At 71.3% G+C, this 16,703-nt stretch carries 15 protein-coding genes; 7 read left to right on the top strand and 8 right to left on the bottom strand.

The window, feature by feature from the left end:
* Positions 1-130: 130 nt before the first annotated feature.
* A complete protein-coding gene (locus ABZ490_RS24460; protein ID WP_358993543.1) occupies positions 131-2,170 on the bottom strand; it encodes a streptophobe family protein in 2,040 nt (679 codons plus the stop codon).
* Positions 2,171-2,403: 233 nt separating this feature from the next.
* Here ABZ490_RS24460 and ABZ490_RS24455 point away from each other — a divergent pair, with 233 nt between their 5' ends.
* A complete protein-coding gene (locus ABZ490_RS24455; protein ID WP_358993540.1) occupies positions 2,404-4,956 on the top strand; it encodes an FHA domain-containing protein in 2,553 nt (850 codons plus the stop codon).
* 69 nt (positions 4,957-5,025) lie between these two features.
* Here ABZ490_RS24455 and ABZ490_RS24450 read toward each other — a convergent pair whose 3' ends face one another.
* The 3 genes from ABZ490_RS24450 to ABZ490_RS24440 form a co-directional block, all read right to left on the bottom strand.
* Positions 5,026-5,772 carry a transglycosylase SLT domain-containing protein gene (locus ABZ490_RS24450; protein WP_358993538.1) on the bottom strand — a complete coding sequence of 249 codons (747 nt, stop codon included), beginning with the start codon at positions 5,770-5,772 and terminating at the stop codon, positions 5,026-5,028.
* A gap of 299 nt (positions 5,773-6,071) precedes the next feature.
* Positions 6,072-7,211, bottom strand: a complete 1,140-nt coding sequence (locus ABZ490_RS24445) for an S-adenosylmethionine:tRNA ribosyltransferase-isomerase (protein WP_358993535.1) — start codon at positions 7,209-7,211, stop codon at positions 6,072-6,074.
* Positions 7,208-7,906 carry an SDR family oxidoreductase gene (locus ABZ490_RS24440; protein WP_358993532.1) on the bottom strand — a complete coding sequence of 233 codons (699 nt, stop codon included), beginning with the start codon at positions 7,904-7,906 and terminating at the stop codon, positions 7,208-7,210. Before ABZ490_RS24440 ends, ABZ490_RS24445 begins: the two co-directional genes overlap by 4 nt.
* Before the next feature lie 240 nt (positions 7,907-8,146).
* Between ABZ490_RS24440 and ABZ490_RS24435 the strand changes: the two genes are divergently transcribed.
* Together ABZ490_RS24435 and ABZ490_RS24430 are read left to right on the top strand one after the other, a co-directional pair.
* The gene (locus ABZ490_RS24435) at positions 8,147-9,292 is read left to right on the top strand and encodes a GAF domain-containing sensor histidine kinase (RefSeq protein ID WP_358993529.1); all 1,146 of its coding nucleotides are present in this window, start codon (positions 8,147-8,149) and stop codon (positions 9,290-9,292) included.
* Positions 9,285-9,926: a response regulator transcription factor gene (locus ABZ490_RS24430; protein ID WP_358993526.1), complete on the top strand. Its 642-nt coding sequence runs from the start codon at positions 9,285-9,287 to the stop codon at positions 9,924-9,926. The genes ABZ490_RS24435 and ABZ490_RS24430 overlap by 8 nt, the downstream gene beginning before the upstream one ends.
* A gap of 66 nt (positions 9,927-9,992) precedes the next feature.
* Here ABZ490_RS24430 and ABZ490_RS24425 read toward each other — a convergent pair whose 3' ends face one another.
* Positions 9,993-10,775, bottom strand: coding sequence for a hypothetical protein (locus tag ABZ490_RS24425; protein ID WP_358993523.1), 783 nt, complete (start codon positions 10,773-10,775; stop codon positions 9,993-9,995).
* Positions 10,776-10,927: 152 nt separating this feature from the next.
* Between ABZ490_RS24425 and ABZ490_RS24420 the strand changes: the two genes are divergently transcribed.
* The 3 genes from ABZ490_RS24420 to ABZ490_RS24410 all read left to right on the top strand — a co-directional run bounded on the left by ABZ490_RS24420 (position 10,928) and on the right by ABZ490_RS24410 (position 13,341).
* Positions 10,928-11,725 carry an ABC transporter ATP-binding protein gene (locus tag ABZ490_RS24420; RefSeq protein ID WP_067258801.1) on the top strand — a complete coding sequence of 266 codons (798 nt, stop codon included), beginning with the start codon at positions 10,928-10,930 and terminating at the stop codon, positions 11,723-11,725.
* 89 nt (positions 11,726-11,814) lie between these two features.
* On the top strand, positions 11,815-12,249 hold the full coding sequence (locus ABZ490_RS24415; RefSeq protein WP_358993519.1) for an NfeD family protein: 435 nt from the start codon (positions 11,815-11,817) through the stop codon (positions 12,247-12,249).
* A 150-nt stretch (positions 12,250-12,399) separates the two neighbouring features.
* Positions 12,400-13,341 carry an SPFH domain-containing protein gene (locus tag ABZ490_RS24410; RefSeq protein ID WP_358993516.1) on the top strand — a complete coding sequence of 314 codons (942 nt, stop codon included), beginning with the start codon at positions 12,400-12,402 and terminating at the stop codon, positions 13,339-13,341.
* Positions 13,342-13,458: 117 nt separating this feature from the next.
* On the opposite strand, the gene ABZ490_RS24405 is transcribed toward ABZ490_RS24410, so the two are convergent.
* The 3 genes from ABZ490_RS24405 to ABZ490_RS24395 form a co-directional block, all read right to left on the bottom strand.
* Positions 13,459-13,965 carry an HNH endonuclease gene (locus tag ABZ490_RS24405; RefSeq protein ID WP_067258807.1) on the bottom strand — a complete coding sequence of 169 codons (507 nt, stop codon included), beginning with the start codon at positions 13,963-13,965 and terminating at the stop codon, positions 13,459-13,461.
* A 159-nt stretch (positions 13,966-14,124) separates the two neighbouring features.
* On the bottom strand, positions 14,125-14,658 hold the full coding sequence (locus tag ABZ490_RS24400; RefSeq protein ID WP_358993512.1) for a YbhB/YbcL family Raf kinase inhibitor-like protein: 534 nt from the start codon (positions 14,656-14,658) through the stop codon (positions 14,125-14,127).
* A 45-nt stretch (positions 14,659-14,703) separates the two neighbouring features.
* On the bottom strand, positions 14,704-15,486 hold the full coding sequence (locus tag ABZ490_RS24395) for a sporulation protein (protein WP_358993509.1): 783 nt from the start codon (positions 15,484-15,486) through the stop codon (positions 14,704-14,706).
* A 150-nt stretch (positions 15,487-15,636) separates the two neighbouring features.
* Between ABZ490_RS24395 and ABZ490_RS24390 the strand changes: the two genes are divergently transcribed.
* Positions 15,637-16,287, top strand: a complete 651-nt coding sequence (locus ABZ490_RS24390; protein WP_358993506.1) for a DNA-3-methyladenine glycosylase — start codon at positions 15,637-15,639, stop codon at positions 16,285-16,287.
* Positions 16,288-16,703: the final 416 nt, after the last annotated feature.

The following is a 16,703-nucleotide window of genomic DNA, read 5'->3' as shown; positions in this document are numbered from 1 at the left end:
CCGGCACCCAGTGCCTTTCGCCGCAGAGGTCCGTCTAGCGGACACGGAACAGTGGGCGAACCGGTGATGTCGGTCGTATGAAGTCCCTTCATTGTCGCGCGAGCCGAGCGCCGGGCCGTCGTCGAGCCGGTCACCGGGGCCGCTTCGGCCGTTTCGGTGGCAGCGGGGGAGGGGGCGGCGGCGGTGGAGGCGCAGGCGGCCCGACCGGGCCCACGACGGTCGGCGCACCGTACACATTCCCCGGGCCACCCTTCCCCTGGTCGCCCTTCCCCTGTCCGGCATTGCCCCGGCTTCCCGTCCCCCGCCCGCCGCCGGCCCGCCGCTCACCGACCTGGGACTCGCCCGATCCCTGCGCCGGGCCCGTGGGGGCCCCGCCGGGCCGTTCGCTCCCACGGGGTCCCGGCCGACCGCCCGTTCCGCGCCCCTCCCGGGACGGGGATCCGCCCGTTCCGCGCCCCTCCCCGGGCGGGGACCCACCCGGAGGGTCGTCCCGGTACCGCCGCCCCGGGCCACCCGCCCCGCCGGGCTGCTCGCCGGGCCGGGCGTCCTCAGGCTCCGGCTCCGGTGGTCCGTCCGGCTCCCGTAAGCCCTCCCGCAACCCCTCCGGCACCCGGAGATACGGATTGGTCGCGGGGTTGGGCGCCCGGTACGACGCGCTCGGGGCGTACGGCCCCGCCTCCGCCTCCGCCCCGGCGTGTCGTGCGGCCCCGCCCGCCCCCACGTGCGCCCCACGCGCCGCCCGCGCGTCACCGAGTGCCAAGGGCGCGGCCCGCCGTCCCGCCGCCCCCGTGGCGCACGCCAGCAGCGCCCCCGCCGCCCCCGCTCCGGCTCCCCAGGCCGCCCCGAGGAGCAGCGCCGCGCCGAGGTGTTCGTGCAGCTCGATCCCCGCCCCGAACGCGTCGAACCCCAGCACGGACAGCGAAGCGTCCGCGGAGATCCCCGTCAGCAGCCCGAGGGACGGCAACGCCACCGCCGTCACGACCCCCAGCCGTACGGCGCACCCCCCGACGAAACCCCCGACCCCGACCCCGGCCCCTCGCGCCCCCGCCGCCACCCCGAACGGCGTCCGCACCGCCACCAGCACCCCCGCGAACAGCATCGTCACGGCCATGGCCACCGCCAGCAGCCACACACGGCCGTCCAGGTCCGCGAGGCGGCCGACGGTGACCGGCTGGTCGGTGCCGACGGAGAGGAGTCTGTCGAGGGGGGCCGGCAGGACATGCGTGAGGGCCCCCGTCGCGCGACCGTCCCAGGGGACGAACAGACCGATCGAGACGCCCAGCCACACCCCGTTCGGCGCGCCGAGCAGCGCCGCTCCCGCGATCCGTCGCGGATGGGCGTCGCCGATCGCCGCGTACGCCGCCGCCGCGAGCCCGGCCGCCACGGCCACCAGCCCCACGGTGACCACGGCGGACACCGCGGGCCGCACCACCCGGTGCACCGCCTCCCACCCGCGCGGCAGCGGGGTGCGCCGCGAGGCCAGCAGGGCGATCAGCAGGATCCCCGCCGACCAGAGGAGCCCGCCCAGCAGGGTCGGCACCGTGTCGACGGTGAAGCCGACCGCAGCCTTCGCGTCGACCAGATCCCCGATCCGGTCGGGCAGCAGCCCTCCGATGTCACCGATCCCGGGGATCTCCAGGCCGCCGCCCCCGCCGCCGCCCCCGCCGGGCAGGTCGTCCAGCCCCAGCGCGCCGCCGTCGAGCGTGATCACGTCGTGCCCCGCCCAGGCCAGCCCGCCCAGCATCGCCACGAACAGCGCGACCACCGCGCCCGCCCGGGCGAGGAGTTCGCCCGGCGCGACGACCACCCCGGCCGCGCGCAGGGACCGTAGGAACAACCACGACAGCAGCAGCGCGCCGACCAGGCTCACCCCCAGTGGCGTGATCTCGATGGCGGTGTCTGCCGCGGCTCCGGTGAGGCCGAAGGCCGACACATCGCCCGACGGCGTGACGGATCCGCCCGCCCCCAGCGCCACCACGGCCGCCGTCATCGGGCCCAACGAGCCCGCCGCGTCCGCCCCGAGCAGATGCAGACCGAGCGCCGCCGTCCCCGCCATCCCGATCAACGCCCAGCTCACGGAGGCGATCGCGGCCAGCCCCACGTCCAGCCACGGCACACCACCGCCGTACCGCGCGCGCCCGTTGCTCTCCACCCCAGTGCCGGCACTCATGCAGACCCCCCGATCCGCGGCGCGGTTCGGCGAAGATCGCCGGATCCGTCCCCCTCGCGTGCGTTTACCACTCTCCGGGGCGATTTCAACCCCGTCAACGGGAACGGCCGATGTGCTCGTGCAAGGTCCTCCCCAGGCCCGACTTTCGGTCAGGGGGCCGGTACTGAAATAGTTCCCGACGATGTTCGACATCCCTAGACTCCCTGTGATGGGGGTAACTCGGGGGACTACTCATGGGGCATGGAGTGCCGGAACTCGTACTGGAATTGAACGGACGTACCTGGACGCTCGATCCGTCCAGGCCATACACCCTCGGACGTGATCCGCAGGGGGACATCGTGTTCGAGGACGCCAGGGTCTCCTGGCGCCACGCCACGGTCAGCTTCAACGGCCGCAGTTGGGTCGTCGAGGACCACGGCAGCACGAACGGCACGTTCGCGCAGGGGCAGCGGATCGGCCAGTTGGAGATCGGCCCCGGTTCGGCGCTGCACCTGGGCAACGCCAACGACGGCCCGCGCGTGACCCTGTCGGGCGCGCAGGCGCCGGTCGCGCAGCCCGCGGCGCAGCCGCAGCAGCAGCCGTACGCCGCGCAGGGCGCGAACGCGGGCTGGGCCGCCCCGCCGGCCGCCCAGCCGCAGGCCGCGCAGGCCGGCTGGCAGCCGCCGCAGCAGGCCGCGCCGCAGGTCCCGCAGCAGCAGGGGCCGAACGAGCCGTACGCGCAGAACGGGTCCGGCGGGGGCGCGGGGGCGCCGCCGGTCTACGGCGACCGCAGCCCGACCACGTTCCACCAGTTCTCCATCGGCCGTGTCATGCGCATCGGCCGTGCCCTGGAGAACGAGCTGGTCGTCTCCGACCTTCAGGTGTCGCGCAACCACGCCGAGTTCCGCTCCATGCCCGACGGCAGCATGGAGATCCGCGACCTCGGCTCGCACAACGGCACCTACGTCAACGGCCAGCCGATCCCCAAGGGCGGCACCCAGCTCCTGGGCGCGGCCGACATCGTCGGCGTCGGCCACTCGACGTTCCGGATCGTCGGCGACCGGCTCGAGGAGTTCGTCGACACCGGTGAGGTCTCCTTCTCCGCGCGCCACCTCACCGTCACGGTCGACGGCGGCAAGCAGATCCTCAAGGACGTCTCCTTCGGCGTCCCGGAGAAGTCCCTGATCGCGGTGATCGGACCGTCCGGTTCCGGCAAGTCCACGCTGCTCAAGGCGCTGACCGGCTACCGCCCGGCCAACCAGGGCGACGTCCTCTACGACAACCGGAACCTGTACAAGCAGTTCGCCGAGCTGCGCCAGCGCATCGGTCTGGTCCCGCAGGACGACATCCTGCACAAGGAACTGACCGTCAAGAAGGCCCTCAAGTACGCGGCCAAGCTCCGCTTCCCGGCCGACACCACGGCCGCCGAGCGCGAGGCCCGGATCGACGAGGTGCTGCGCGAGCTGAAGCTGGACATCCACAAGGAGAAGAAGGTCACCTCCCTCTCCGGCGGCCAGCGCAAGCGGGTCTCGGTGGCCCTGGAGCTCCTCACCAAGCCGTCGCTGATCTTCCTGGACGAGCCCACCTCGGGCCTCGACCCGGGCATGGACCGCGATGTCATGCAGCTGCTGCGCGGCCTCGCCGACGACGGCCGTACGGTCCTCGTGGTCACCCACTCGGTGGCCGAGCTGGCGATCTGCGACAAGCTGCTGGTGATGGCGCCGGGCGGCGCGGTCGCCTACTTCGGCCCGCCGGAGGAGGCGCTGAACTTCTTCGGCTACGACACCTGGGCCGATGTCTTCTCCGCCTTCGAGAACTACCGCGACTACGACTGGGCGGGCCGCTGGAAGGGCTCGCAGCACTACCAGATGTACGCCGCGGACATCGACGCCGTCGCGCCGCAGTCCGTACAGATGCCGCCCATGCAGGCCATGAAGCCGCCGAAGCCGCAGGGCTGGATGTCGCAGTTCATGACGCTGGTGCGCCGCTACACCTCGGTGATCGTGTCGGACAAGGGCTTCCTCGCCCTGTCGGTGATCCTGCCGGTCGTGCTCGGCTCGGTGAGCCTGCTCATCGACTCCGGCAACAGCCTGCTGCCCAACCCGGTCAACCCCAAGAGCGGCCGGATCATCCCCAACGGCACGGCCACCACGGTCCTGCTGATCCTCGCGGTCGGCGCCTGCTTCGCGGGCGCGGCGAACTCCGTCCGTGAGCTGATCAAGGAACGGGTCATCTACGAGCGGGAGCGCGCCACCGGTCTGTCGCGCTCGGCGTACCTGATGTCCAAGGTGTTCGTGCTCGGCGTGGTCACCGTGGTCCAGGGGCTGCTGGTCGGTGTCATCGGCTTCTCCAGCCGGGAGATCCCGACGGAGGGCCTGATCCTCAAGAGCGCCCCGCTGGTCGAGCTGTGCCTGCCGATCATGGCGCTGGGCTTCACCTCGATGATGTTCGGCCTGATCATCTCCTCGCTGGTGAAGACGGCCGAGAAGACCATGCCGCTGCTGGTCATGTTCGCGATCATCCAGGTGGTCTTCACCGGCTGTCTGTTCGCCCTGAACGGCTCGATCGGCGTCAACGAGTTCTCGTACCTGATGCCCTCGCGCTGGGCGGTCGGCGCGGCCGGCGCCACGCTGGACTTCAACAAGATCAGCCCGCCGAAGGACGGCGGCGACAACGACCCGCTGTGGGAGCACACGGTCGGCGCCTGGAGCCTGGACATGATCGCGCTGATCGCCCTCGGCGTGATCTGCGCCTTCTTCGTGGCCCGCTTCCTGCGCCGGCACGAGCCCGAGGTCATGCGCAAGTAGTCCGTCCCGTACGACGCGAAGGGCGGCACCCCGCGAGAGGGTGCCGCCCTTCGGCGTGCGGTGACGGCGTCAGTACGCGCTGTTGACGTTGTCCATGGAGCCGTACTTGTCGGCCGCGTAGTTGCAGGCGGCGGTGATGTTGGCGACCGGGTCGTAGATGTTCCAGGAGGTGCCGGCGACGTGGTACGCGCTGAAGGTCGGCGGGATGACCTGGAGCAGGCCCTTCGACGGGACGCCGTTGACGGCGTTGACGTCCCAGTCGTTGATGGCGTTCGGGTTGCCGGAGGACTCCCGCATGACGTTGCGCTTGATGCCCTCGTAGGAGCCCGGGATGCCGTGCTTCTTCATGATGTCGAGCGACTCGCGGATCCAGCCGTTGAGGTTGTTGGCGTAGCTCTTGGCGGAGACCGGCTTCACCGTGGCGCGGTGCGTGGAGCGGCTCGCGGCCTGCTTCGCCTTGTGCGCGGCGGCGGCCTTCGCGGCGGCGGCCTTGCGGGCAGCCTCGGCGGCCGCCTGCTTCTTCGCGGCGACGGCCTTGCGCACGGCCTCGGCGGCGGCCTTCTTCTGCGCGGCGGCGTCCGTGGCGGCCTTCTTCTTCGCCTCGATGGCCTCGATCTTCAGGTTCGAACCGGCGAGCTGGTCGGTCACCGTGCCCTTCACGCCCTGCACCGGCTCGGTGCTGTACGCGACCCGGGCGGAGGAGACGGCGTCCGTCGTGTTCGTGTGCGCGTCGGCCGGCACCACGGAGAAGGCGAGGGCGGCCGCACCGAGGGTGGCGGCACCGGCGATCGCGATCTTGTGGGTGTTCTTGGGCATGGCGAATGACCTCTTCGAAATAGCGCGGAGGTCGCTCGTCCGACGGTGGACGCGGTGCTCCTGGCACGAACGAACGCGGCGGCGGTAACCCGCGGCGCTGAGCGACGAGAGCCATTCTTAGCGGCCGCAAAATGCCCAGGCAAAGGTGTGACCTACGATCCCCGGTAGTGGATCAGGGGAGGGCAAAACGGGACAGACTGGAATGTCTGCCCCGTTCGCAAGGGACCGCTGCGTCTCCTATGCCCCTTCGTACGTGATGTGCGCCCTATGTGGGGCCTCACATTGCCCCACCCCTGTTCTCACGGACGGTTGCTGAAGCAATGCTCTGTGTGAGGGCCCGCCGCCCGACCCTCCTCCGGCAGGAGCAGATGGACGTCCCCGAACTCGTGCCACAGATAGCGCCCCCGCAGCGCCTCCTCGTACCCCCGGTCGATCGCGGCCCGCCCCGCCACCGCCTCCAGCATCAGCAGATGCGAGGCCTCCGGCTCGTGCAGCCCGGTCAGCAGCCCGTCCACCACCCGCACCCCGCGCCCGGGCGTCACCACGAGGTCCGTCCACCCCTCACGCGCGCGTACGACCCCGTCCGGCCCCGCCACCGACTCCACCGCCCGCACGGCCGTCGTCCCCACGGCGATCACCCGCCCGTCCCCGGCCCGCACGGCGTTGATCAGCCGCGCCGAGGCCTCCGGCACCGAGAACCGCTCCGGATACGGCGGCTCGTGCACCTCCGCCGAGGCCACCCCGGTGTGCAGCGCGACCGGCGCGAACTGCACCCCCCGGCTCACCAGCTCCGCCACCAGCCCCGCCGTGAAGGGCCGCGCCGCACTCGGCATCTCCGCGCTCCCCGCCCCGTCGGCCGACGGCAGCGCGAACACCGTCTGATACACGGACAACGGCTGGTCCCGCTCCGTATAGGCGTAACGGATGGGCCGCCCGTGCTCCCGCAACACCCCCGGCACGTCGGCCCCGCCCCGGCCGTCACCCCCCGCCCCGCCGGCCGCCCGCGCCCACCACAGCCGCCCGCTCCCCGGACTCAGCGGCTCCTCCAGCGTCAGCCGCACACCCCCGGGCAGCCGCACCTCCGCCCCGGCGGGCCCGCCCGCCCGCGCGCGTGTCGTCCCCCTGCCGTCCGGATCCCGCAGCTCGACCGCCCACCGCCCCGCACCACCGTGCGCCCCGTCCCCGCGCGTCGAGAAGTGCACCACCACACGCGCGTGCCCGATCCGCCCGTTCACGGCCGCCGCCAGCGTCGGCGAGGTGTTCACCACCAGCAGGTCCCCGGCCCGCAGCAGACACGGCAGCTCCCGGAACACGTGATGCGCCGCCTCCGTCCCCCGCGACACCAGCAGCCGTACGTCGTCCCGGGCCAGCCCCGCCCCGCGCTGCTCGGCCGGCACCCGCGCCGACAACTCCTCCGGCACCCTCACCGCCAGCGTCATCGCCGTCCCTCCAGCAACGCCGGAGCCCCGTACCGCCCGCTCGCCGGACGCTCGTCCAGCAACCGCAGGAAGGCCGGCACCACACTGCCCGGCTCCGGACGCGGATCGTCGTCGTCCGGTACGGCCGCCGCGTACAGGTCCGTCCCCATGTCCCCGGGATCCACCGCCCACACCCGCAGCCCAGGCTCCTCCTCGCCGAGCACCGCCGCGAGATGGTCCAGGGCCGCCTTCGACGCCCCGTAGCCGCCCCAGGTCTCATAGGCCTCCGCCGCCGCGTCCGAGCTCACGGTGACCACCGCGCCCGCCCGCGCCGCCCGCAGCAGCGGCAGCGCCTCCTGGACCAGCCCCAGCGCCGCCACCACGTTCACCTCCAGCGCCCGCCGCAGCCCCTCCAACGGCAGCCCGTCCAGCCGCACCAGCGGCTCGGCACCCAGCGCGCTCGCGTTGCTCACCACCAGATCGCACCCGCCCAGCCGCCGGGCCTCCGCCACCAGCGCCGACCGGTGCGCCGCGTCCGTGACATCACCCGCCAGCGCCCGGACCCCCGTCCCGTGCCCCGACACCCAGTCCGCCGTCTCCTTCAGCACCCCCTCGTTCCTGGCGTCCAGCACCAGATCCCAGCCCCGCGCGGCCAGCGCCTCGGCCAGCGCCCGCCCCAGCCCCTTCGAGGCCCCCGTGATGATCGCTACCGGCATGACAACCGTCCCCTCGTCAGCCCGCCTCCGCTCGGCGGTGACCCCAACCTAGGAACCGCTCCCACGCCCCCGCCTCCGACGCGGGACCGGGACCGCCGGGGCCCTTCGACGTACGCCCGCACGCCCCCTCCCGGCGCCCTACGCCGCCGTACCGAGGACCTGCGGCCTAGGACCCCCGCCCTACCCCCGGCCGTCACAGGTCGGATCCGGGCTGTCACCCCCCGCCGGTACCGTGAGGACATGAGTCAAGGTCCCCGGTCCGGCCTCGCCGCGGTGAGCTCCGCGCTGCTGGCCATGAGCAGGCATCTCGAGGTGCGCGACGTCCTCAAGACGATCGTCGCCTCCGCCCGCGAGCTGCTCGACGCCCAGTACGCCGCCCTGGGCGTCCCGGACGACCACGGAGGCTTCGCCCAGTTCGTCGTCGACGGCGTCACCGACGAGCAGTGGAAGGCCATCGGCCCCCTGCCCCGCCAGCACGGCATCCTCGCCGCGATGCTCCAGGAGGCCCGCCCCGAGCGCCTCGCCGACGTGCGCAGGGACCCCCGCTTCGAGGGCTGGCCCTCCGCCCACCCCGACATGTCCGACTTCCTGGGCCTGCCCATCCGCGACGGTGACGAGGTCATCGGCGCCCTGTTCCTCGCCAACAAGAACTGCCGCAAGCCCGAGGGCGGCTGCGGCTTCACCGAGGAGGACGAGGAACTCCTCGCCATCCTCGCCCAGCACGCGGCCATCGCCCTCACCAACGCACGCCTCTACGAACGCAGCCGCGAACTCACCATCGCGGAGGAGCGCTCCCGGCTGGCCCACGAACTGCACGACGCGGTCGCCCAGAAACTGTTCTCCCTGCGCCTGACCGCCCAGGCCGCCGCCGCCCTCGTCGACCGCGACCCCTCCCGCGCCAAGGGCGAACTCCACCAGGTCGCCACCCTCGCCGCCGAGGCCGCCGACGAACTGCGCGCCGCCGTCGTCGAACTGCGCCCCGCCGCCCTCGACGAGGACGGCCTCGTCGCCACCCTGCGCACCCAGGTCCAGGTCCTCGACCGCGCCCACACCGCGCGCGTCACCTTCACCAGCCACGGCGTGCGCGCCCTGCCCGCCGCCCAGGAGGAGGCCCTGCTCCGGGTCGCCCAGGAGGCCCTGCACAACGCCCTGCGCCACTCCGGCGCCCGGCACGTCGACGTGACCCTGCGCAAACGCGGCCCCGACACGGTCCTGCGCGTCACCGACGACGGCACCGGCTTCGACCCCTCGGCGATCCGCAGAGCCGGCCGCCACCTCGGCCTCGTCTCCATGCGGGACCGGGCGAGCGGGATCGGCGGCGCCCTGACGGTGCAATCGGCGCCCGGCAAGGGCACCACGATCGAGATGGAGGCCCCCGGTGGCTGACGCAATCAAGGTGCTGCTCGTCGACGACCACCAGGTCGTCCGCCGCGGTCTGCGCACCTTCCTCGAGGTCCAGGACGACATCGAGGTCGTCGGCGAGGCCGCCGACGGCGCCGAGGGAGTCCAGCGCGCCCAGGAGCTCCAGCCCGACGTCGTCCTCATGGACGTCAAGATGCCCGGCATGGACGGCGTCGAGGCCCTGCGCCGCCTGCGCGGACTCGACAACCCCGCGCGCGTGCTGATCGTCACCAGCTTCACCGAACAGCGCACGGTGGTCCCCGCGCTGCGCGCCGGCGCCGCCGGATACGTCTACAAGGACGTGGACCCCGACGCCCTCGCCGGCGCCATCCGCTCCGTCCACGCCGGCCACATCCTGCTCCAGCCCGAGGTCGCCGGCGCGCTGCTCTCCCAGGAGGAGACCAACTCCGGCCAGGGCAGAGGCGGTTCCCTCACGGAACGGGAGCGCGAGGTGCTCGGCCTGATAGCGGACGGCCGCTCCAACCGCGAGATCGCCCGCGCCCTGGTCCTCTCCGAGAAGACCGTCAAGACCCACGTCTCGAACATCCTGATGAAACTCGACCTCGCCGACCGCACCCAGGCCGCGCTGTGGGCCGTACGGCACGGGATGGCCGGCTGAGCCGCCGGCCCGCGGACAGCGCCCCCGGAGACGCGAGCACCGACACCGCTCAGCCGTCCCCGACGCTCACCCCCGCTCCCGCTCCTCCACATACGCGTTGTACGCGGCGACCTGCGCCCGCCGAGCCGTCCGCTCCACCGGCCGCAAGGCCTCCGCCCGCGCCGCCATCTCGGACGAACTCACCGCACCCCCGTGCCCCCGGTCCACCGCCAGCGACACCAGCAACCCCACCCGCCGCGCCAGCTCCAGCACCCGCACCGCCCGCGGCGGATACCCCGGCGCCAGCACCTCCCGCCCCCGCTCGGCCCGCGCCCGGTACGCGTCGATCGCCGCCTCCGCCGCCGGCCCCGACCCCGCCACATCCAGCTGCGACAGCACCGCCGTGGCCTCCCGCAACGCCTCCGCCAGCTCCCGCTCGGCCTCACCCAGCGACGGCACATCGGCCGGCGGAGCCTCCCGCACCGGCAGACAGTGCCACACCACCTCGACATGGACGTCGCCCGCGGGCCCGGCCTCGTACACCTCCGGCACCAGCCCCAGCGCGACCCCGTGGCAGATCACCGCCTCCTCGGCCTCCAGCGCCCGCGCGTTGAACTCCGGCGGCCCGCTCAGCCCCAGCGGATGCCCCGGCGCGGGCAGCGCCACCCGCAGACCCCGCACCCCCAGGGCCCGCAGCCGGCCCAGCGCCAGCGTCAGCCCCACGGGCGCCGGCTCACCGGGCAGCCCCTCCACCCGGTGCACGGCGTCCTCCCCGACGACGGCGAGGACGGCGTCGTCCGGCGAGACAAGTCCGGCCAACAGGGCATTTCCCCAAGCGGCGAGGCGACCAGAGCGCGGTTCCGAGAACATCCCCCCACCCTAAGGACCGGACCGATGGAACGGCCCACCCGGCCGGTGGCGTAGATTTTCCCGAGGGGCCGCGCCCACCCGCGCGCGGCGGTCCACCACAGGCACCCGCGACAACCGAGACCGGCCACACTGCAAGGGGAGACAACGCGCTCATGAGCGATGTTCTGGAGCTTCAGGACGTATCGGTGGTCCGCGAGGGCAGGGCTCTGGTCGACCAGGTCTCGTGGTCCGTCAAGGAAGGCGAGCGCTGGGTCATCCTCGGTCCCAACGGAGCGGGCAAGACCACCCTCCTCAACATCGCCTCCACCTACCTCTTCCCCAGCTCGGGCACCGTCTCCGTCCTCGACGAGACCCTCGGCGCCCCCGGCACCGACGTCTTCGAGCTGCGCCCCCGCATCGGCATGGCCGGCATCGCCCTCGCCGAGAAGCTCCCCAAGCGCCAGACCGTCCTGCAGACCGTCCTCACCGCCGCCTACGGCATGACGGCCGCCTGGCAGGAGGAGTACGAGGCCGTCGACGAGCAGCGCGCCCGCGCCTTCCTCGACCGCCTCGGCATGAGCGAGTACCTCGACCGCACGTTCGGCTCCCTCTCCGAGGGCGAGCGCAAGCGCACCCTCATCGCCCGCGCCCTGATGACCGACCCCGAACTGCTCCTCCTCGACGAGCCCGCCGCCGGCCTCGACCTCGGCGGCCGCGAGGACCTCGTACGCCGTCTCGGCCGCCTCGCCCGCGACCCCATCGCCCCCTCGATGATCATGGTCACCCACCATGTCGAGGAGATCGCCCCCGGCTTCACCCACGTCCTCATGATCCGCCAGGGCAAGGTCCTCGCCGCCGGCCCCGTCGAACTCGAACTCACCTCCCGCAACCTCTCCCTCTGCTTCGGCCTCCCGCTCGTCGTGGAACAGGTCGGCGACCGCTGGACGGCCCAGGGCCTGCCGCTGTCCTGACCCCGCCCCAGGACCCCACGGCGGCCCTGCCCCGTCCCTGACCCCGTGCGCCCTGTCCGCAACGGGACATACGGTCCTACCATGACCCTGTGAACGACATCGACGCGTGGGTCTGGTGGCTCGTCGGCGCGGCAGCGCTCGGAATCCCGCTCGTGGTCACCGCGATGCCGGAGTTCGGCATGCTCGCCGTGGGCGCGGTCGCCGCCGCGATCGGCGCCGGTCTCGGCCTCGGCGCGGTCGCCCAGGTCCTCCTCTTCATCGTCGTCTCGGTCGCCCTCATCGCCGTGGTGCGCCCCATCGCGGCCCGGCACAGCGCACAGCGCCCCCAACTCGCCACCGGAGTGGACGCGTTGAAGGGCAAACAGGCGGTCGTGCTGGAGCGCGTCGACGGTTCCGGGAACGGCCGGATCAAACTCGCCGGAGAGATCTGGTCGGCCCGCTCCCTCGACACGGACCGCGCGTACGAAGTCGGTGAGCAAGTCGACGTCGTGGACATCGAGGGGGCCACGGCCATCGTCATCTGACCTTGCACAACTCCCGTACTACGCAAGTGAGGCGAAGGCCTCCCGAGGTACGCGACGGTCTGTCAGACTCGACCAGCAAGATCTTCACAAACGTAGGATCTTCCGAAAGCGCTCGAGGCGGAGAAGCGGAGAAGGGGACGGGGACGCACGATGGAACCGGTCATCATCGTCTTGATCATTCTGGTGGTGTTGGTCTTCATCGCCTTGATCAAGACCATCCAGGTCATCCCACAGGCGAGCGCCGCGATCGTCGAGCGCTTCGGCCGTTACACACGCACACTGAACGCGGGCCTCAACATCGTGGTCCCGTTCATCGACACCATCCGCAACCGCATCGACCTGCGTGAACAGGTCGTCCCCTTCCCGCCGCAGCCGGTGATCACCCAGGACAACCTGGTCGTCAACATCGACACGGTCATCTACTACCAGGTCACCGACGCCCGTGCCGCGACCTACGAGGTCGCCAGCTACATCCAGGCGATCGAGCAGCTCACCGTCACCACCCTCCGCAACATCATCGGCGGCATGGACCTGGAGCGCACCCTGACCTCCCGCGAGGAGATCAACGCGGCCCTGCGCGGCGTCCTCGACGAGGCCACCGGCAAGTGGGGCATCCGCGTCAACCGCGTGGAACTGAAGGCGATCGAGCCGCCGACCTCCATCCAGGACTCGATGGAGAAGCAGATGCGTGCCGACCGTGACAAGCGCGCCGCGATCCTCACCGCCGAAGGTACGCGCCAGGCCGCGATCCTCACCGCCGAGGGCGAGAAGCAGTCCCAGATCCTGCGCGCCGAGGGTGAGGCCAAGGCCGCCGCCCTGCGCGCCGAGGGCGAGGCCCAGGCAGTCCGCACGGTCTTCGAGGCCATCCATGCCGGCGACCCGGACCAGAAGCTCCTCAGCTACCAGTACCTCCAGATGCTTCCGAAGATCGCCGAGGGCGACGCCAACAAGCTCTGGATCGTCCCCAGCGAGATCGGCGACGCCCTCAAGGGCCTCTCCGGCGCGATGGGCAACTTCGGCGCGATGGGCGGCGGTTCCAGCTCCAACGACAAGAAGATCCCGGAACGCCGAGAGAAGCCCTCGATCGACTGAGGCCCCTCACAGCAGAGTTCCCCGCACCCCACCTGCTTCTCAGGGGCGCGGGGAACTGCGCGATCGGCCGCAACGGACCTGCAGCCGACGAGGGACAGGAACCCCGACGGCGAACCGCTAAGCCGCGTCCAGGGACAGCCACTCCGGCAGCGCGGCCAAGTCGTCCTGGCCCAGAGCCAACAGCATCGCGTCCTGCGGAGTCGGCTCGAACGGCTCCCGCAGCAACGGCATCCCCGCCTGGTCCGGAGTCCGGTCCGCCTTGCGGTGGTTGTCCTCCGAGCAGGACGCCACCGTGTTCAGCCAGGTGTCCTGACCGCCCTGCGCGCGCGGCACCACATGGTCCACCGTGGTCGCCCGGCGACCGCAGTACGCGCACCGGTGCCGGTCCCTGACCAGCACCCCCCTCCGCGACCATGGCGCTTGTCTTCGGAACGGCACCCGTACGTACCTGCACAGTCTGATCACCCGAGGCGCCGGGATGTCCACATCGGCGCCCCGCATACGCAGTTCGGGGTGGGCCTGCTCGACGACGGCCTTGTCCTGGAGCACCAGGACGACAGCGCGGTTCAACGTCACCGTAGACAGCGGCTCGAAGCTCGCGTTCAGGACCAGCGTGTCACGCATCCAGCCCACCTCCCCATTGCATCTGCCCGCCCTCCGGCGGGCTCGGATCAACTCTGGACGGGCACGCCGAGATGGACAACGCAATAAAAAATGCCCGCCTCTGATCACTTCCAAGACCAGAGGCGGGCAAACGTTCAATGAACGATGAGCTGATTGTCCCTACGCGGGATTCTCGTACTCACCGATCAGCTGAGCGCGCGCGATCGCGTGGAACCGCAGGTTGAACCCGACGACGGCGGGCGAGGCGTCGGCATCCGGACCGAGCTTCTCCTGATCCACCGCGTACACCGTGAAGACGTACCGGTGCGGCCCGTCCCCGGGCGGCGGCGCGGCACCGCCGAAGTCCTTGCCGCCGTAGTCGTTGCGCGCCTGTACGGCACCCTCCGGCAGCCCCTCGAACGTGCCGCTGCCCGCCCCCGCCGGCAGCTCGGTCACCGAGGCCGGTACGTCGAACAGGACCCAGTGCCAGAACCCGCTGCCCGTCGGGGCGTCCGGGTCGTAGCAGGTCACGGCGAAGCTCTTGGTCTCGGCCGGGAAACCCTCCCAGCGCAGCTGCGGCGAGGTGTTCCCCTCCGCGTGGACCTGCGCGGCCTTGAGCGTCGCCCCCTCCTCGACGTCCTCGCTCGTCACCGTGAACGACGGCACGGGCGGGTGGAAGTCATGGGGGAGCGGCCGGCGCTTGAGCTCGGTCACCTCGGTACCTCCTGAACGATGCTGATGGACTCGGTGACGCCGAGCCTAGAACCAGTTGCGCTTGCTGCCGACCTCGGACAGCCACTGGTTGAGGTACGCCGCCCAGTCGGTCGCGTGATAGTCGTTCAGACCCACCTGGAAGGAACGGAAGGTGTCGCTGCCCTCACTGAACAGCCCCGGCTTCTTGTCCATCTCCAGCACGACGTCCATCGCGTGCTCGTCGGCGACGAAGCTCAGCTCGACCTGGTTCAGCCCCCGGTACTGCGACGGCGGGAAGAACTCGATCTCCTGGTAGAACGGCAGCTTCTGCCGGGTGCCGCGGATGTGCCCGCGCTCCATGTCCGCGTTCTTGAAGCGGAAGCCCAGCTGGAGGAACGCGTCCAGGATCGCCTTCTGCGCCGGCAGCGGGTGCACGTTGATGGGGTCCAGGTCACCGGAGTCCACCGCGCGGGCGATCGCCAGCTCGGTCGTGACACCGATGTGCATCCCGCGCAGCGCCTGCCCGTCGATCATCGTGACGGGGGTCTCCCAGGGGATCTCCAGTCCGAACGGGACCGCGTGCACCGCACCCGCCTGGAGCTCGAAGGCACCGCCCAGCTGGAGCTTGGTGAACTCGATGTCCTGCTTGTACTCCTGGTCGCCGCTCTCGACCTCGACCTTGGCCTGCAGCCCGACGGACAGTCCCTCGATGTTCTGGTTGACGGAACCGCCCTGGATCCGCACCTCGCCCTGGACCACACCGCCCGGGACGACGTTGACCTCAGTCAGCACCGTCTCGACCGAAGCCCCGCCGGCCCCGAGACTCGCGAGCAGCTTCTTGAACGCCATGACTCTCCCTCTACGACTACTTCTGACGGGATCCCTTGATCCCTAGAAACGCGATCCGGACCTGGCCGGTTCCGCGCCCCACACCCTGGCAAGCCCAGTGCCCGCTGACCACCCCGGCGCACCCGCGGTTCTCCACTACGCTCGGAGGGCATGATCGCGACCCCCGACCGTACGCCTGTCTCCAGGGCCTTCTTCGACCGCCCTGTCCTGGAGGTCGCCCCCGATCTCCTCGGCCGCCTCCTCGTCCGTACGACGCCCGACGGTCCGATCACTCTCCGCCTCACGGAGGTCGAGGCCTACGACGGCCCGAACGACCCCGGCTCCCACGCCTACCGCGGCCGCACACCCCGCAACGAGGTGATGTTCGGTCCCCCCGGACATGTGTACGTCTACTTCACCTACGGCATGTGGCACTGCATGAACCTCGTCTGCGGCCCCGACGGCAGGGCGAGCGCGGTCCTGCTCCGCGCCGGCGAGGTGATCGAGGGCGCGGACCTGGCCCGTAAACGTCGACTCTCGGCCCGTCATGACAAAGAACTGGCCAAAGGCCCCGCCCGCCTGGCCACGGCCCTGGACGTGGACCGCACCCTCGACGGCATGGACGCGTGCGCCCCGGAGGGCGGCCCCCTCGGACTGCTGACCGGCACCCCGATCCCCTCCGACCAGGTGAGCAATGGTCCGCGCACCGGGGTCGCCGGCGAGGGCGGCAACGGGGACGTCCACCCCTGGCGCTTCTGGGCGGCCGGCGACCCGACGGTGAGCCCCTACCGGGCACACGTCCCCAGGCGCCGCCGAAGTTGACTCGCCTTTGGCGGGGGCGTAACGTAGCCCGAGCCGCTTGAACCGGGTACGGCATTCGCCAGCAGCCGGAAGTGGCCAACCCACTACCTACGACATCCCTCAGCGGGATCGCTTTCGGCATGCCTGCATGCCTGAATTCGAACTCGCAGGAACTCGATTATGAGTTGCCGAGGGAATCGGCTAACGTAGTGAATGTCGAAAGGCCGACAGGCGAAAGCCAAAAGCCCGAAGACAATCCCGCCGACAGGGAATCGGACACCGAAAAGGTCTGATAGAGTCGGAAACACCGAAGGGAAGCCCGGAGGAAAGCCCGAGAGGGTGAGTACAAAGGAAGCTTTCGTTCCTTGAGAACTCAACAGCGTGCCAAAAATCAACGCCAGATTAGTTGATACCCCGTCCCCGGCAGTGATAGCCGA

Origin of the sequence: Streptomyces sp. NPDC005811 (genome assembly GCF_040630405.1) — a bacterium.
Taxonomy (GTDB): Bacteria; Actinomycetota; Actinomycetes; order Streptomycetales; family Streptomycetaceae; genus Streptomyces.
This window is presented reverse-complemented; position numbering and strand designations above follow the sequence as displayed.

Coding starts and splice junctions, on each gene's coding strand:
- ABZ490_RS24445 (WP_358993535.1), bottom strand. CDS start 7,211: ATGACGCTGGCGGTGAGGGTGCCGGAGGAGTTGTCGGCGCGGGTGCCG.
- ABZ490_RS24460 (WP_358993543.1), bottom strand. CDS start 2,170: ATGAGTGCCGGCACTGGGGTGGAGAGCAACGGGCGCGCGCGGTACGGC.
- ABZ490_RS24405 (WP_067258807.1), bottom strand. CDS start 13,965: ATGCGTGACACGCTGGTCCTGAACGCGAGCTTCGAGCCGCTGTCTACG.
- ABZ490_RS24390 (WP_358993506.1), top strand. CDS start 15,637: ATGATCGCGACCCCCGACCGTACGCCTGTCTCCAGGGCCTTCTTCGAC.
- ABZ490_RS24440 (WP_358993532.1), bottom strand. CDS start 7,906: ATGCCGGTAGCGATCATCACGGGGGCCTCGAAGGGGCTGGGGCGGGCG.
- ABZ490_RS24410 (WP_358993516.1), top strand. CDS start 12,400: ATGGAACCGGTCATCATCGTCTTGATCATTCTGGTGGTGTTGGTCTTC.
- ABZ490_RS24455 (WP_358993540.1), top strand. CDS start 2,404: ATGGGGCATGGAGTGCCGGAACTCGTACTGGAATTGAACGGACGTACC.
- ABZ490_RS24420 (WP_067258801.1), top strand. CDS start 10,928: ATGAGCGATGTTCTGGAGCTTCAGGACGTATCGGTGGTCCGCGAGGGC.
- ABZ490_RS24450 (WP_358993538.1), bottom strand. CDS start 5,772: ATGCCCAAGAACACCCACAAGATCGCGATCGCCGGTGCCGCCACCCTC.
- ABZ490_RS24395 (WP_358993509.1), bottom strand. CDS start 15,486: ATGGCGTTCAAGAAGCTGCTCGCGAGTCTCGGGGCCGGCGGGGCTTCG.
- ABZ490_RS24435 (WP_358993529.1), top strand. CDS start 8,147: ATGAGTCAAGGTCCCCGGTCCGGCCTCGCCGCGGTGAGCTCCGCGCTG.
- ABZ490_RS24425 (WP_358993523.1), bottom strand. CDS start 10,775: ATGTTCTCGGAACCGCGCTCTGGTCGCCTCGCCGCTTGGGGAAATGCC.